We start from the raw sequence: 15,874 nt of genomic DNA, 5'->3' as shown, positions 1-15,874 counted from the left end.
GCTTTTGCATAGTGCGTCAGTTAATAAATTCCTTTAAGCAGTCCTGTACATAATCCGGAGCTGCTTTTTTCATTTGCTCTACAGTATGCAAATACCGCTGAGTCGTATTGATATGCGCATGCCCGAGCGTTTCCTGCACTTGCTGAAGCGAAGCTCCTCCCAGCAAAGCCAAGGTTGCGTTGGTATGCCGCAGCCAGTGGGGCGTAAGCTTTTTTGTAATGCCGCAGCTTTCCCCGGCTTTACGAATGATACGTTCAATTTGTCTCGTAGAAATAGGAAACAGCCTGAGCGTATCGGGTGGTTCCGCGCCACCGGCAAGACCCCTTGCATATTCCGCAAATATTTCCCATAAATGCTGGGGCACCTTTATTTCTCTTGTCCTCCCTCCTTTTGTATAGTGAAGCGTAAGCCAAACGCTGGTCTCCATAGGATCAGTATGGAAATTTCCCCAGTACACCGAATTCAGTTCAGACACCCGCAGACCAAGCAATACAAGCGAAAGCCCCATCAAATAATTTCTTTGGCTTTGCTGCTGCAAATGCTTAAGCAACAATCCTACTTCCTTTTTGGTTAAAAAGTTACGGTGGCTGGTCACCTGAATTACCGGCAAACGCACATTCGTTGTAGGATTCTTTTCAAAAAAACCTACATTGCTGTCGCTCCCCCACTTGTACAGCGATTTTAGCGGAGCAATGAAAGCGGCGATACTAGCCGGGGCCAGTGCGCGTTTGGAGGTTACTTTCTCGCGTTGCTGCAGGTATAGCTTGAAGGCCTCAATCTCTCTCCATGTTACCGAATCAAGCTTCTTGAACCCGATGAACTCCCGAAAACAATGGATTGCCCTCAAGTAGCTCCTCCTCGTATTGTCTGCCGTACAGCAGGCACTCACAAACATGTGCACGATTTTATCGTCGCTAAAGTTATTCGAGTTCGTGTGCAGCAAAGTCAACTGATTTGCAGCATTCTTGTTGCTATTGGTAGTCATTATCCATCCTCCCCAAATTTTGTCGGATAATTATCATTATACGACCTGCCATGGACTTTTGTTCACTAGCCCTTGGACCAGCGCAGGAGGAAAGACATTCACAGGTCTGCCGGAGGTTATGTTTTAAAGGAAAGGAGGGCTTTTCACCAAGGCCGAAGCCGGGGTCAAGGCCAACGCCGTAACTTGAATGGCTTCTATTTTTCAAATATGTCACAAGAAAAGGAGAGAACACCATGAACTCCTTGCAAAAATTTATGGACAATCAGGCTATGGTACAGCAAGATTCAACATCACTGATCCAGTTGATCAACTTTATGCGCGCAAAACGTCCTGAAGTCTATCGGCATAGCATACGGGTAGCTATGCTGGCAGAACGTATAGCCACGGAGATGAATCTGAGGGCATGCGAGAAAGAAAACTTGCTGCGTGGCTGCTTTCTTCACGATCTGGGGAAAATCATGCTGCCTTTGGATGTGCTGGAGCAGGCTGCGCCCCTTACCCCGCGCCAATGGAAAATTATCAAACTCCATCCGCAGGTGGGCGCCGACCTTTTACATAACATCTCCGAATTTGAAGAACCGGTCATCGAAGTGATTCTTTATCATCATGAGCGTTGGGATGGGCAAGGTTACCCCTATGGATTGAGAGAACAGGACATTCCATTATTGGCCCGCATCTGCTCTGTAGCCGATGCCTTTGACGCCATGATGAGCGCACGTCCATACCGTCAAAGTTTGCCATTGGCACAGGTCAAGCAGGAGCTATGGCGGAACAGAGCCATCCAGTTTGATCCTGAGATCACCCGCCTGACACTTGAACTGCTTGAGTCGGACACGTCTTATTTCGGATTTATTCAAGAAAGGTAGGGAAATCGCGCATGCATTCAACGGACAAAGAGCAGTACATCGAGTTTTGTGTAGATGGTGAAAACTACGCGATCTCCATCTCCGAGATTCACGAAATTATTAAAATGCAGGAAATTACGGATATCCCCAATACTTATTCATATGTTCAGGGTGTCATCAATTTACGCGGCCGAATTGTACCTGTCATCAGCCTAAGAAGCTTATTTATGCTGGAGCCGGACGAGTACACAAAAAATACGCGTATCGTGGTCGTCAACCACAAACAGGAAGCGGTCGGAATCATTGTGGACAAGGTTAGCAAAGTAACTACCTTCGGGGACATTCAACCTCCACCCGACAAGATTGCCGATGTAAGCGGCAGTTATTTTACAGGTATTGGGTTGGCGTCTGATGAAAGCCTGGTGGGAATTCTAAAGCTGGATGAAGTGCTTATCGGAAACAGCTAGGAGGCGAACCGGTGACGGATCTATCGGAATACCGAGCATTATTTTTAGAAGAGCTGGATGAACAGCTTCAATATATTGAAGAAGAAGTCTTGCGTCTTGAGCATGAGGGGGCTACCGACACGGCCGTTGATCGGCTGTTTCGGGCCGCGCACACTTTGAAAGGCTCCTCGGCAGCCATGGGTTATCACAAAATGAAGGAAGTGACCCATCAACTTGAGCATCTGCTCCATCAAGTGCGAAACGGTGAACGAACGGTCACCAAGCCATTGATCAACCTAATGTTCACGGGACTCGATGTCATGAAAGGGCTCCAAGCGGAAATTGTCCGAACCGATGCCGAAACTTCGGATATTTCGCCTCTTCTGCAGCAACTTCAGCAGTTCAGCATGAATGCTGCCTCGGAATCAGTTATTCCCGACCCCCCCAATGCATTTTCCGGAGGTACAAAGGAGGAACTGCCGGGGGACGCGGGACAGCCTCCTGCGCAGCGAGCCGTTTATCCGGAGACAAAAAGCAAATCGCAAACGATCCGAGTCAATATTGAACGGCTGGATCATCTGATGAATTTGGCGGGTGAACTGGTTATTGATCAGACGCGGATCCAACAGGTGAATACGTTATTTAGACAAAGATTTGGTTCTGATGACCTTGTGGAAGAGCTATTTCAGCTTTCCGATCACTTGAGCCTGCTCATCGGCGAACTGCAGGACGGTGTGATGAAAGCCCGGATGCTTCCGATTGAGCAGTTGTACAACCGTTTTCCGCGCATGATTAGAGATTTGGCCGAATCTTTGGGCAAGCAGGTAGACCTCATTTTGCAGGGTAAAGACACCGAACTGGATCGCACATTAATTGAAGAAATTGGCGATCCTTTGATCCACTTGCTGCGCAATGCCGTTGATCACGGCATTGAAGCGCCGGAGCAACGGCGGCTGAGCGGCAAAAGCGAACGCGGCACGGTCACCTTGTCCGCCGCACATCAGGACAACCATGTCGTGATTTCAATCCGGGACGACGGCGCTGGCATCGATGCGGACAAGCTTCGCGGGTCCGCGGTAAGCAAAGGGCTGCTATCGCAAACTGAAGCCCGGCGCTTAAGCGATGAGGAAGCTTTGCAGCTCATCTTCAAGCCCGGTTTTTCCACGGCTTCCGCGGTCAGCGATGTCTCCGGGCGCGGGGTCGGCATGGACATCGTCCGCAACAATATCGAACGAATGAGCGGCATGATCGATGTTGAGACCGTTAAAGGACAAGGTACCCTGTTCCGTATCCGCCTCCCTCTTACTTTAGCCATTGTTACCGGGCTGCTCGTGAATATCAGCGGGCGGGTATTTATTATTCCCATGAGCAGTGTGGCGGAAATTACCCGGATCGAAGCCAAAGAAATCACAAGATTGCGCGGAGAACCTGTAATTAAGATTCGCCAGCAAGTTATTCCTGTTGTCTGGTTGCACGATCATTTTCAGTATCCGCGTCCCCCGGTTCGGCGTTATTTGCCCATGGTCATTATCGGAAGAGGCGAAAAACGAGCCGCGCTGGCGGTGGACGAGCTGATGGGCAATCAGGAGATCGTCATCAAAAGTCTCGGCAGCTTTATCGGCAAAATCGGCGGCATTTCAGGAGCAACCATTTTAGGCAGCGGAAATGTGGCCCTTATTCTTGACGTGGAAAGCGTTGTTAAGCTATCCGGCCACGCACAGGCAAATTCATCAATTTAGGAGGCATCATAAAATGAAATTTTTCTATAATCTGAAAACGAGCGTAAAGCTGATTTCCGCATTTTTGCTAGTATCTCTGATTCTCGCTTTTGTTGGCTTTTATAGTCTCAATAATTTGAACAAAATGAATGGTTCCGTGAAGTCCATGTACGAATATGGCCTTGTTCCCTTACAATCCGTACAATCGGCGCAGATCAGCTACACCCGCATGCGGGTGCTGATTCGCAACGTCTATATGGCGGATGACAGAGCCGCGCAAGAGAGCAACATAGAACTCCTGGAAACCGAGAAAAAAGAACTGATGAGTCATATGAACGCTTTTCGCAATACGGTCCTGAGCGATAAATCCGCGGCTGCTTTGGAGCCGTTTGACGGACTATGGAATGAATATGCGCCTTTGGTTGATAAAGCTGTGCAACTAGGATTGAATGGACGCAGTGACGAGATGAAAACGCTGATCAACAACGATTTGACCACGGTCGGCAATAAAATCAGAGACTTGTTGAACACTTTGATCGATATCAATATGGCGGAGGCTGACGAGACCAAAGATGCGGGCGAAGCCTTGTACGTTTCCTCCCGGAATGTATCCATTGTTGTTATCGCAGCTTCCGTGGTGATATCTATTTTGCTCGGATACGTGATCTCGCAGATTATATCGAGACCTCTCGCCCGCGTCGCTCACCTCGTCCAAGAAGTAGCAGTCGGAAATCTGCAAAACACACTGGATATATCTACCAAGGACGAGATCGGACAGCTCGCCCAAGGGGTCAATAACATGGTGGCCAGCTTGCGGGAAACCGTCAGCAACATATTAAGCCACTCCCAAAGCCTCGCCGCAGCATCGCAGCAAATTTCGGCCAGCACCGAGGAGATTGCCAGCGGGAATGCAAGCCAGGCGAATGATGCCCAAACCATCAGCGAGCTGTTCAAAGAACTGTCCTCAGCGATTCATGCTGTGGCCCGCAATACCGAACAGGCCTCGGAATTGTCCAGCGAAACGGTGCGCATCGCCGAAGAAGGCAGCGGGGTCGTTCAGTCATCCAGCGAAAGCATGAAAGCGGTAAGCCTGCAGATGACAAGACTGGAAGATGACTCGCAAAAAGTCGGCGAAATTATCGGGGTCATTGAAGATATTGCGGATCAAACCAATCTGCTGGCGCTAAATGCAGCTATTGAGGCCGCGCGGGCCGGAGAACAAGGACGCGGGTTTGCGGTCGTCGCCGACGAAGTACGGAAATTAGCCGAACGGAGCGGCGAAGCCACGAAACAAATTACGGGCATCATTAAAGGAATGCAGGAAAATACACGCGCCAGTGTAAAATCCGTGCAGGAAAGTGCGGAATTGTCCGAACGCACCGGAGAATCTTTTGGGCACATCGTCAGCTACGTCAATGATGCCGGCCAAAAGGTGGCAGAGATCGCTGCCGCCAGCGAGCAGCAGGCTGCGCAAACCGCCACCGTGCTCTCCGCGGTTGAGAATATCTCGGCTACAACGCAGGAAGCGGCCGCAAGCAGTGAAGAAACGGCTGCCACCGCCCAATCGCTGGCCCAACTGGCCGAAGAACTGCAGCGTTCCGTTTCTGTGTTCAAGCTTTGAGATTAAGCCGCATCATTATTAATGGAGAAGCCTTTTCGAGAATCAGCATTCTTCGAAAAGGCTTCTTACTGAACTCAAAATCTGTTCTGGCCTTCATTCAAACAACCGCTTATGCTTATGAAAAAATCGATAAAAAAATTGTACGTTGTCCAGTTCAAACCATTCTGCCGTTTGCAAAAGCTTTGCATCCAAATTATAGATTTTAGCATGCAGCGTACCCAAAACAAATGGAGAGTGTGTGGCAATAATAAACTGACTGTCGAAATAACGTGCAAGCTCATTGATTTGCTCTGCCAGCTTGATTTGGTTGGCCGGAGAAAGCGACGTTTCCGGCTCATCCAATAAATACAATTGGCCGGGAAGCAAATATTGTTCAAAAAACTGCATGGAGGTCTCGCCATTGGAGTATTTTTCTTGAGAGAATTGAATATTTTCAAGCTTCTTTTTAAACGCATATGATTGTTCATATTGTGCCGCTTGAGCCTTACTCATCCCTTTGTTGATCTGCTCATATAATATCCCCTCACGCAGCACGGCGGATTGCTGAATCTTCTTTATTTCATACAAAATATCCTCTGACTTCATGTATCTGCTTCCATTAGGAAGTTGTTTAATTTCATGCTCTCGCTCATCATGCCCAAGCTGATAGCTGCTCAATTCGAGAAAACGCTGAGCATAAATACTATGACCATCGCTTGTCATTCTTTCAGAACCGGTGATTCCTAATTTGTTGGCGATCACATTCAGTAAGGTGGATTTGCCACTGCCGTTACTGCCATACAGCACAGTAATCCGATCAAACCAAAGAACCTCTCCAGCGAGATGTTTGAACACATAATCAGGATATATGTTGGGATTTCGGCTCGTATAAGAAGAAAGCTTGAAGCTTCTTAAATAAATCATCGGCGCACTCCTTCTGCCTGTCTTCTGATTATGATTCAATTTTACCAGAAAAAAGACGTGAATCTATTATTTCCCCCAACCGTAACCTCATAATGCGCAGCGCCATAGATCGCCGAACCTGTCATGTCAGCCAAAAAGCAGAAATCCTGTTATTGGATGAGATGTTTCATAAAAAGCTGTCCTTAGCGTCAGATAATCAACACGAGAGTAAATAAAATGTACGGTCAAGATTATTGAGATGTATAAGTCCGGATTTTCAAGGATCTCATAATAAAAAACGCCAATTAAACAATAAATGCTTAATTGGCGTTACTTTTTAATAGGGACCGATAATATGCCATTGTTTATTGCAATGAAGGTTAACCATCGCGCAAATGCTTATTGTTGTTTCAACCTATTGATCTCAAGTTCATTAAGGGAGGTTTTATGATATGTAAACTCGACATCTCGTTGTACTTCATCTAGTTTTCTGTTAAGCAACTCGAGCATGGACATAACATCCTCAGGACTTTCTGCCGCCAACTTATCAACTTTTTCTTCGATTCGTTCTACCTTGGCATCCACTACTTCAATTTTTTTCTGCAATGGAGCAAGCTTCTGATCTAAAAGTTCACCTATAGCTTTCAATAATTCCTCGTTCACTAATATCAACCTCCCTTTGTAATTATAGCATAAAGGAATATGACAATCCCTTATAAATCTTACTTATTCGATTGCGTTATTGAACGGCCGAGAACTTACGGGACATCGTCCGATACGTTGTCGGCGAGATCCCTTTTTTGGATGTAAATTGCTTGATGAAGTAGGTATCATACTCAAATCCGGTGGCACGTGCGATATCATTCAGGTTCATATCCGTATGCGTTAACAGATCACCCGCTACTTTCAAACGATGCGAAAGCAAGTAGCCGATCGCTGTAGTTCCGCATCTTTCCTGAAACAGCTTATTGAGCGTCACACGGTTCAAATGAGCGCAATTCGTCAAATCTTCCAAAGTAATTTTTCTGGGATAATTCGTGTGTATATATTCCAACACCAAATCAACAGGCGATTGTTCGCTATTGCGATTCAAATCCTCAAGCAACCCCATAATTTGAATAAAGTATTTTTTTATTCTGCACGCCCACCGTTCATCGCTTTGCGCCTGCACTTCCGTACCAAGTACAAAAAACCATTCAAATAAAAGCGGATATGCTTTTTCGGTTATACGAGGCACACCTCTATTAGGATGATCACTTTCAAAAAAGGAAAGACCTGTTTGTATTCTCGGAGCAGACGGAAAGTAACCCTGGGTTTCGGAAAGAGTTACGCTGTTCAGAAACTCGGGATGAAAACTAAAGGATTGTGCGGCAATGTTCTGCTTCTCAAGGACTTTCAGATCATCATCTTCAGCCAGGCAAAGAACGCCGGGAGCGGCGATAGAGATCGGGCGTTCGTTTAATATCCCGCTCATGCTTCCGGACGTAATGAAAATCAGAGTTAGACGTTCAGGATATGGAAGATTGCTAAAATCCTCCACGGCGGCAAATTCAATGTTCACGGTACGGTTTTTGTATCGATCCATTTGCGGCATAGCAGTCACCTATTATCAAATAGTATAGTTAGATGCTTCATTTATGCCAGTGTACCACACAATTTTGCGGGATATAATAACGATGTAACAACTAAGCCCATGCTTGGCGAAGCAAGTTTTGTGCGAAGTTGACTCAGGAAGTAAGGCTCACAAAACATTTAGGAGGGAAATCTTGATGGCTATCGAACGTTTTCATATTCAAGTCTCCGATGAAATCCTGGACGACCTAAAATACAGACTGCAGCACATCCGTTGGCCGGATGAACTTGAAAACCAGGGTTGGGAACGAGGCACGGAATTAAGTTACTTAAAATCGCTAGTTTCGTATTGGAGAGACCATTACGATTGGCGCGCCCAAGAATCCGAGCTGAACCGCTTTTCCCAGTTTCGCTGCAATATCGACGGGATCGACGTGCACTTCGTGCATGAGCGCGGGAAAGGACCTAACCCTTTGCCCCTGATTCTTACCCACGGATGGCCCGACAGTTACCTTCGTTACCGAAAAATTATCCCGCTGCTTACGGATCCGGCCAGCCACGGCGGCAACCCCGAAGACGCTTTTGATGTGATTGTGCCTTCGTTACCCGGATTCGGGTTCTCCAGCCGCCCTAAACATCCCGGCATCAACAATTTTCGTGTCGCCGAAATGTGGGTTAAGCTGATGACAGAAGAATTGGGCTACCCCAAATTTGCCGCCGCTGGCGGGGATATGGGCTCCGGCGTAACAAGATACCTGGCAGCAAACCATCCCGAACTGTTATTCGGCATCCACTTAACCGATATCGGGATTATAAGAGATCTCATGAATTCATCGGATCAGGCCAAGCTTTCGGAAGAAGAACTGCGATACAAGAAAAATGCGGCGGAATGGATTGCTCAGGAGGGAGGCTATATGTCTATTCAATCGACACGCCCGCAAACACTAGCTTATGGACTATCCGACTCGCCCGTAGGTTTGGCAAGTTGGATACTAGAGAAATTCCGGGCATGGAGCGATTGCAACGGCAACCTCAAGCAAAAATTCAGCGAGGATGAGCTCATCACGCATATTATGATTTATTGGGTGACGAACACCATAGGATCGACAGCACATATGTACTATGAAAATGCGCATTCTTTGCCGCCACTCGGCTACATCGGGGTTCCGACAGGCCTTGCCCTGTTCCGGGCAGATGTCTTGCTGCCGCCCAAAGCATGGGCAACGCGCCACCTGAATGTAACTCGCTGGACTTCGCTGCCCCGCGGCGGACATTTTACCGCGATGGAAGAACCGGAGCTTTTCGCCGATGATATTCGCGCATTCTGCAGGCCTTATAGGACGCCGCATCCCGAGGCTCAGGCCTAAAGACTAAAGAAGGAAGTCGAAGCTGTTTCAACACGAAAAGGCTAACCGCTTGGTTAACCTTTTTCGTGTTGAATGGTAATTGGATGCGGACTTGCATCTGGCCAATGAATTTCCTAGCTTATCCTTTATGGCTTACCCTAAAAATATCCTCTATAACATTCATGACTTTGCGAACTTCATGATTTTTCACGATCGGTTCCGCGCCTTCGCGAACGACCTCATAAAAGTTTTGATAAAACGGAACAAAATCCGCTTTGGGCTCCGGGAAGGCGATTCTTTCGGTGGCCTCTTCCGAAGGAGGCGCCATCGTTTTGGTGAGTCCCACACCCGCTTGGATCGGCGCCGGAGCCGGGACATCCTTGCGGCCGGTAGCGGCAATGATCTCGCCGGACAAATCCCAATCGTCAATTTTTGCGGTTCCTTCCAGGCCTTTTACGTACCAACGGGGGAGCTTGGTATAGTTGGTGGTGCCCACCTCAACCAAGGCCTTCACGCCATTTTCAAAGGTAATGCAGCTCATAAAACCATCATCGACTTCATCGCCTAAGATATAGCTCAAATCCGCCTGGACGCTCTTAATCGGACTGTCTACCAGCCATAGCAGTTGATCCAGCAAATGGACCCCCCAATCCAACAGCATGCCGCCCCCATGTTTCCGCAAATGACGCCAGTCTCCCGGAATGCCGTTGGCGCCTTGAACGCGAGATTCGATTTGGAATATATCCCCTATCGTCTTTTTTTGATACAGCTGCCGAATTATGAGAAAATCCGGGTCCCAACGGCGATTCTGGTGAACCATAAAGACGTTTCCGGTCGCTTCGGCAACCGCCAAAATCTCATCGAGTTCACGGGTGTTCATCGCCACCGGCTTTTCGCAAACCACATGCTTTCCCGCCCGCAAAGCTTTGATCGCTATTTCTTTATGAGAATCGTTGGGCGTTGCGATAAGTACGGCTTCGATGTTTCCGTCCTTCAACACTTCTTCCAGGCTTTCATAAATCCGCAGGCCCTTGCCTTGAGAGATTTGCTGTCTTTCTCCGGAAATATCATAGGTCCCCACGGCTTGAACTCGAGTACTTTCCGCAGGGATAAGATTGTGGGCATGGTAGGAACCCATACCGCCATAGCCTATTACGGCAAAATTTATGATTGACATCCTTCTTGCTCCTTTACGCCCACCACATCGCCGAGGGTTGTTCATGAATCATGATCGATTTTAAGTTGGTAATGGCACGGCTCAATCCTTCGTCAATAGACATTATCGGATCTTCATGCTCAATACTTAAGACATAATCATAGCCGTAAACGCGCAATGCGGAAATGATGTCCGACCATACCTTCAAGTCATGGCCGCAGCCTACGGAGCGGAAGGTCCATGCACGGGTCTTTACATTGCCGTAGGGCTGCATATCCGTTAATCCGTACATATTGATGTTGTCCTGATCCAAATAGGTGTCTTTGGCGTGGAAATGGTGGATCGCGCCGGCCTCGCCAAGAATTTTGACGGCCGCCACCGGATCGATCCCCTGCCACCATAAGTGGCTTGGATCCAGGTTGCAGCCGATGGCTTTGCCGGTCGCTTCCCGCAATTTCAACATGGTATAAGGCGTATGGGCCAAGAAGCCGCCATGAAGCTCAATCCCGATCTTCACGCCTGCCGCTTCCGCTTCCGAATTAATTCCCTTCCAGTAAGGGATTAACTTTTGTTCCCATTGATAAGTATAGCTGTCCTCATATTCGGTTGGCCAAGGCAATACAGGCCAGTTCACTTGGGTGTCCGAGGCGTTCCCGCCCGATACGCCGGAGAAACCATTCACAACCGGAACGTTCAGCAAGCTTGCCAATTTGATGGTTTTGCGCAGTAATTCATCCGCTTCCGCTGCCACTTCTTTTATCGGCGAAATCGGGTTGTTATGGCAACTGAGCGCGGAAATTTCCAAGCCCTTGTCCGCCAATTTAGCCAGGTATTCTTTTCTTGCCTCGCTGCTTGCCAGCAATTGATCAATATCCAAATGAGCGTTGCCCGGAGAGCCGCCGGTACCGATTTCAACCGTTTGCAATCCTTTTTTGGCCACTTCCTCAATCATCTCTTCAAAGCTGAGATGGTTAAACAATGGGGTAAATACACCTAGTTTCACTTTCGATCACTCCTTTTATTTTTCACGTGCTTAATAGTGCTGCCTAATAGCGCTTTGGCGGTTGCCTTCCCTCTTATAGATATACCGGCTCGCCGGTCTGCGAAGATTTATAGATCGCTTCTAAAATTTCAGTAACCACCAAGGCTTCCTCCGGTTTCACTACAGGTTCGGTATCATGGAGGATGGCACTTACCCAAGATTTCGCTTCAAGAATTTCCGGTTTCTCGCCCGCGCCATCGTAGAAGTCGACACCGCCCGTTTGTAGTTCAATTTTCTTCTCGTACAGTAAGCTGTGGTCTTCGCCATTGATGGTCAAACCGTTGTTCATATCGGCGCCCGCTTTGGTGCCGCACAGGGTGGTTTTGGCTTCTTTCACATCCAAGCTATTTAAGGCCCAGCTGGATTCCAGGAAGATCGTTGCGCCGTTTTCCATGACAACAAAACCGAAAGCGGAGTCTTCCACGGTGAATTTTTCCGGATCCCACGGTCCCCATGCGTTGGCGGCATTGGGGGTTTGGGATAAGGCATGGTAGGTTTTCCCAACCACGTATTTAGGCTTGTAATTGTTCATCATCCAGAGCGTCAGGTCTAAGGCGTGCGTGCCGATATCGATCAATGGACCTCCGCCTTGGGCTTCTTCATCCAGGAAAACGCCCCAAGTTGGCACCGCACGACGGCGAATCGCATGGGCTTTTCCGAAATAAATGTCTCCCAATCCGCCCTCTTTGCAAATTTCATGCAAATATCTCGAATCGGTGCGGAAGCGGTTTTGATAACCGATCGTTAATTTTTTGCCGGTGCGCTTGGAAGCTTCAATCATGCTTCTGGCTTCTTCGGAGGTTTTCGCCATCGGTTTCTCGCACATCACATGGCAACCCGCTTCCATGGCCGCAATGGATAATTCGGCATGCGAGGAGTTAGGGGTACAAACATGGACAACATCCAAATCGGCACCCGCTAACATTTTTTTGTAATCATCAAAAACCTGCGCATCTTTGGTTCCGAATTTTTCTTTTGCTGCTTCTGCGCGTTCCACGATGATGTCGCAGAATGCCACCATTTCTACTTCTTCTACATTTGAAAGCGCAGGCATATGCTTGCCATTTGCAATCCCGCCGCATCCGATAATTCCTACTTTTAATGTCATAACCATCCTCCTGAAAACGTTTCTATTTGTCGAGTTCATTATAGCCAAATCCGCAACTTCTTTCTTCCCGCTTTTCCCGCAAAAAACTCCCGAATATTGCGCCTTCATCGAGAACTAAAAAAGGGCATTAAACAAGAATTCCTCGTCTAAGCCCATTTTTTTCTTAATGGTTATTCAAATTCTTCCGGTATTGCAGCGGCGATTGTCCAACCGCCTCCTTAAAAACATGATGGAATGTTTTCACGCTGGCAAATCCGGCCTTTTCCGCAACTTCAACCATCGGTATCTTTTCGTTCGCTAAAATAAACTTGGCTTGATTAATACGATATTCCGTCAAGAACTGCATAAACGTTTGTCCGGTATTGGTTTTGAAGAAACGGGTAAAGTAGTAAGGGCTGAAGCCCACGAATTTGGCAACATCCTCCAGCGCAATGACTTCCCGGTATCGATCTTCCACATATTCGAATACTTGATTGAGCAGATCTAAAGTTTCTTTATGTTGAATGGCAGATCGTTTGGTCGGCGCTTTTCTTTCTTTGCGCCGCGGCAAATGCAAATAGAATTCCCCAATCAATTGATACAGATAACCTAGTGTCAAATAATTCATGCCGGCGGGTTTACTCTGTTCGATCCCATAAAGATGAACCAACAGCTCCGTGGCCTTCCGAGCCAGCGTCTTAGGCCAATTGCGGCTATGCCGTTCCCCGGATTCAAACAGACTTAACAAAGAGTCTTCGGAAGTCCGCAAAATTTTCTCGTCAAACAGCTTCAGGTTAAACTGGAAGACATAGCGTTCACTATCCGGGGAAGCCAGGAAATAATGCGCTTCTCCGCTTGGGAAAAAGAAGATTTCCCCTTCCTCCAGTTGAACGATATCTTCATCAATGCCGATGTTGACCTTGCCTTTTCGGGAATAGATGATTTCAATTTCTTTATGCCAATGTGGATAAACGATAGTCATGCCGTCGTTTAGGAACGCTCTGAACGGGATTGAATCCTCGAACTCCGGAAATTCCAGATAATAACTCATAACCAATTGACTCCCTATATGTCGGATAAGCTGCCGCCCCTTTTATCATAACGGGAAAATCGAATAAATGCAGCAGCGGAGTCTTTAACGGATTTTCACCAATTTCAAATTGTGCGAGATTCAAAGATATTATACCGTAATCTCAGGTGATAGCCATGTTGAAAACATTCTTGCTCTCCCTCATTTTATGGTATCGGTTTTAATGATTTTAGCGTGTTCGATCTCCAGAAAATCCATCCAAACTTGTTCATAATAAACAGGCTTCGCATCCATACTAAGAAAAAGATAAGGAGCTGTCAGAAAATGAGTATATTTACGGAAGTTGCCCCAGCAAATCAATTGCCGGAAGGAACCGAAATTCAAACCGTTGCCGACGCAATCATCCGGCAACTGCAATTGTGGGGCGTCAAGCGGATTTACGGGGTCATCGGGGACGCCATTTTTGGCTTGATGGATGCTCTCTCACGCCAGAATGATTTGGAATGGATTAGCGTAAAACATGAGTCTGTGGCCGCCATGATGGCGTCTGCCGAAGCCAAATTAACCGGTCGTATCGGAGTATGTGCCGCGCAAATGGGACCTGGACTGACCAATTTAATAACCGGACTTGGAGATGCCTACTTAGATGGCGTTCCCGTCTTGGCGATATCCGGTCAAGCACCTACCCGCAAGATCGGAACGGCGTACAAGCAGTATATCAATCAACAGGGCCTGGTTCAGGCGATCACCGGGTTCAGCCAGATTGTCATCCATCCCGATGCAGTCGTTGACACATTAACACAGGCCATGTTTACGGCAGTGGAACAGGGAACTCCCGTTCATCTTTCCATACCTTCCGATTTATGGACACTCCCCTGCGGGGTAAAACCGCGCGAACCGATGCAAATCGCAAATCAAATCGCTGGACAGAGTCAGATCCGGCAAGCGGCGAATCTTATGCTGAAAGCGAAACGCCCCGTGATCCTTGCCGGCAACCGGGCAAGGCTTGCCGGTGATGCGATCCGGAAATTGGCTGACCGCTGGGGATGCGCCATTGTCATGAGTTACGGAGCAAAGGGGATGATAGCGGATTCTCACCCGTACCTGCTCGGCGGTTTGGGCGAAGGCGGCAATCCTTTTGTGAGCGAGTTATGCAAACAAGCGGATGTCGTCCTTGCCGTCGGCACCTCCTGGTGGCCGGAACATCATGTCCCTGAACAGGCGCAAGTGATCCATATCGAAGAACGGATGTCCGCGATCGGAGAAGTTATTCCAGCACAATTTGGGATCGTCGGCAATATCGCCGAGATCATTCAAGCACTAACAGAAGGTATGGCAGACTACCGTTCAAACCCCGATTGGCTAGGGCTCATAAACCAATGTAAACAAGCCTGGAATGAACAAAATAACCTGGAACGTGCCATCTCCTCGTCACCGCTCCATCCCGCAGCGATTGTCAGCGTCATTGAACAAAACATTGACAAGGACGCCATTATTGCGCTGGATGAAGGAGATGTCACCTTATGGCTTCTGAGAAACTTCAGGGGAACAGCCCATCAGTTCGTGTTGTCGGAGCGTTGGAGAACCATGGGGTTTGGATTGCCGGGAGCCATGGCAGCGAAATGTTCAAACCCGAACCGGCAAGTCATTTGTATTACGGGGGATGGCGGATTAGGAATGGTACAGGCCGATTTGATTACAGCCGCACGTTACGGGCTGCCCATAACCGTGATCGTTTTCAATAATGGAACCCTGCAAATGGAACAGGACAAAATGATGATGAAACATCTCCGTCCGTTTGCAACGGATATCTCGAACCCGAATTTCGTCCAAATTGCCGAAGCGTCCGGATGGGCAGCCACACGAGTAGAAACAAACGAGGAGCTGCGCCTCGCTCTGGATGAAGCGAAATCAACCGCCAAACCTTTCCTGATTGATGTACCGACAGCAAACATAACGCACCCGGATTTTCAAATCCAAAATGTAGGAGCCATGCGGCCATGACCACGGAAACCGATAAACTTCCAACATCCGTAACCATGCCCAAACCGCCCTATCCGCTCCAGCATCAAGACAAGCAACCCGGTATGGAGTCTCTGATGAACCCGTATTAGACGTTTACCAAGACACATTTCGACTTGCCA

Annotated in this window: 14 protein-coding genes; 6 read left to right on the top strand and 8 right to left on the bottom strand. The window is 47.9% G+C overall.

Features of this window, described 5'->3' with window-relative positions:
* Positions 1-16: 16 nt before the first annotated feature.
* A complete protein-coding gene (locus NYE69_RS18255) occupies positions 17-985 on the bottom strand; it encodes a tyrosine-type recombinase/integrase (RefSeq protein WP_213510749.1) in 969 nt (322 codons plus the stop codon).
* Positions 986-1,218: 233 nt separating this feature from the next.
* Here NYE69_RS18255 and NYE69_RS18250 point away from each other — a divergent pair, with 233 nt between their 5' ends.
* The 4 genes from NYE69_RS18250 to NYE69_RS18235 are packed head-to-tail and all read left to right on the top strand — an operon-like array spanning position 1,219 to position 5,615.
* Positions 1,219-1,851 (top strand): HD-GYP domain-containing protein, encoded by a 633-nt coding sequence (locus NYE69_RS18250; protein WP_340927320.1) that lies wholly within the window; start codon positions 1,219-1,221, stop codon positions 1,849-1,851.
* An 11-nt stretch (positions 1,852-1,862) separates the two neighbouring features.
* Positions 1,863-2,297 (top strand): chemotaxis protein CheW, encoded by a 435-nt coding sequence (locus tag NYE69_RS18245; protein ID WP_213510747.1) that lies wholly within the window; start codon positions 1,863-1,865, stop codon positions 2,295-2,297.
* A gap of 11 nt (positions 2,298-2,308) precedes the next feature.
* Entirely contained in the window at positions 2,309-4,015 is a 1,707-nt protein-coding gene (locus NYE69_RS18240; protein WP_340927319.1) for a chemotaxis protein CheA, read from the top strand.
* Positions 4,016-4,028: 13 nt separating this feature from the next.
* Positions 4,029-5,615, top strand: a complete 1,587-nt coding sequence (locus NYE69_RS18235; protein ID WP_340927317.1) for a methyl-accepting chemotaxis protein — start codon at positions 4,029-4,031, stop codon at positions 5,613-5,615.
* A 93-nt stretch (positions 5,616-5,708) separates the two neighbouring features.
* Here the strand turns inward: NYE69_RS18235 and NYE69_RS18230 are convergent, their stop codons facing one another.
* The 3 genes from NYE69_RS18230 to NYE69_RS18220 all read right to left on the bottom strand — a co-directional run bounded on the left by NYE69_RS18230 (position 5,709) and on the right by NYE69_RS18220 (position 8,091).
* Positions 5,709-6,518, bottom strand: coding sequence for an AAA family ATPase (locus NYE69_RS18230; protein ID WP_340927316.1), 810 nt, complete (start codon positions 6,516-6,518; stop codon positions 5,709-5,711).
* A 378-nt stretch (positions 6,519-6,896) separates the two neighbouring features.
* Positions 6,897-7,160 (bottom strand): hypothetical protein, encoded by a 264-nt coding sequence (locus tag NYE69_RS18225; protein WP_326043932.1) that lies wholly within the window; start codon positions 7,158-7,160, stop codon positions 6,897-6,899.
* 76 nt (positions 7,161-7,236) lie between these two features.
* Entirely contained in the window at positions 7,237-8,091 is an 855-nt protein-coding gene (locus NYE69_RS18220) for a helix-turn-helix domain-containing protein (protein ID WP_340927315.1), read from the bottom strand.
* A 175-nt stretch (positions 8,092-8,266) separates the two neighbouring features.
* Here NYE69_RS18220 and NYE69_RS18215 point away from each other — a divergent pair, with 175 nt between their 5' ends.
* Positions 8,267-9,436, top strand: a complete 1,170-nt coding sequence (locus NYE69_RS18215) for an epoxide hydrolase family protein (protein WP_340927313.1) — start codon at positions 8,267-8,269, stop codon at positions 9,434-9,436.
* Positions 9,437-9,554: 118 nt separating this feature from the next.
* On the opposite strand, the gene NYE69_RS18210 is transcribed toward NYE69_RS18215, so the two are convergent.
* From NYE69_RS18210 to NYE69_RS18195, 4 genes are all read right to left on the bottom strand, one after another.
* A complete protein-coding gene (locus NYE69_RS18210; RefSeq protein ID WP_340927312.1) occupies positions 9,555-10,592 on the bottom strand; it encodes a Gfo/Idh/MocA family protein in 1,038 nt (345 codons plus the stop codon).
* Positions 10,593-10,605: 13 nt separating this feature from the next.
* The gene (locus tag NYE69_RS18205; RefSeq protein WP_036623283.1) at positions 10,606-11,574 is read right to left on the bottom strand and encodes a sugar phosphate isomerase/epimerase family protein; all 969 of its coding nucleotides are present in this window, start codon (positions 11,572-11,574) and stop codon (positions 10,606-10,608) included.
* Positions 11,575-11,647: 73 nt separating this feature from the next.
* On the bottom strand, positions 11,648-12,721 hold the full coding sequence (locus tag NYE69_RS18200) for a Gfo/Idh/MocA family protein (RefSeq protein ID WP_328270213.1): 1,074 nt from the start codon (positions 12,719-12,721) through the stop codon (positions 11,648-11,650).
* A gap of 163 nt (positions 12,722-12,884) precedes the next feature.
* Entirely contained in the window at positions 12,885-13,751 is an 867-nt protein-coding gene (locus NYE69_RS18195; protein ID WP_328270211.1) for an AraC family transcriptional regulator, read from the bottom strand.
* 303 nt (positions 13,752-14,054) lie between these two features.
* Between NYE69_RS18195 and NYE69_RS18190 the strand changes: the two genes are divergently transcribed.
* Complete coding sequence (locus NYE69_RS18190) at positions 14,055-15,734, top strand: thiamine pyrophosphate-binding protein (RefSeq protein ID WP_326043939.1); 1,680 nt, start codon at positions 14,055-14,057, stop codon at positions 15,732-15,734.
* Positions 15,735-15,874: the final 140 nt, after the last annotated feature.

Source organism: Paenibacillus sp. FSL R5-0527 (genome assembly GCF_038008055.1).
In the GTDB taxonomy this organism is placed as follows: Bacteria; Bacillota; Bacilli; order Paenibacillales; family Paenibacillaceae; genus Fontibacillus; species Fontibacillus macerans.
The sequence above is the reverse complement of the archived record's forward strand: the minus strand, read 5'-3'. Positions and strand labels throughout refer to the sequence as shown.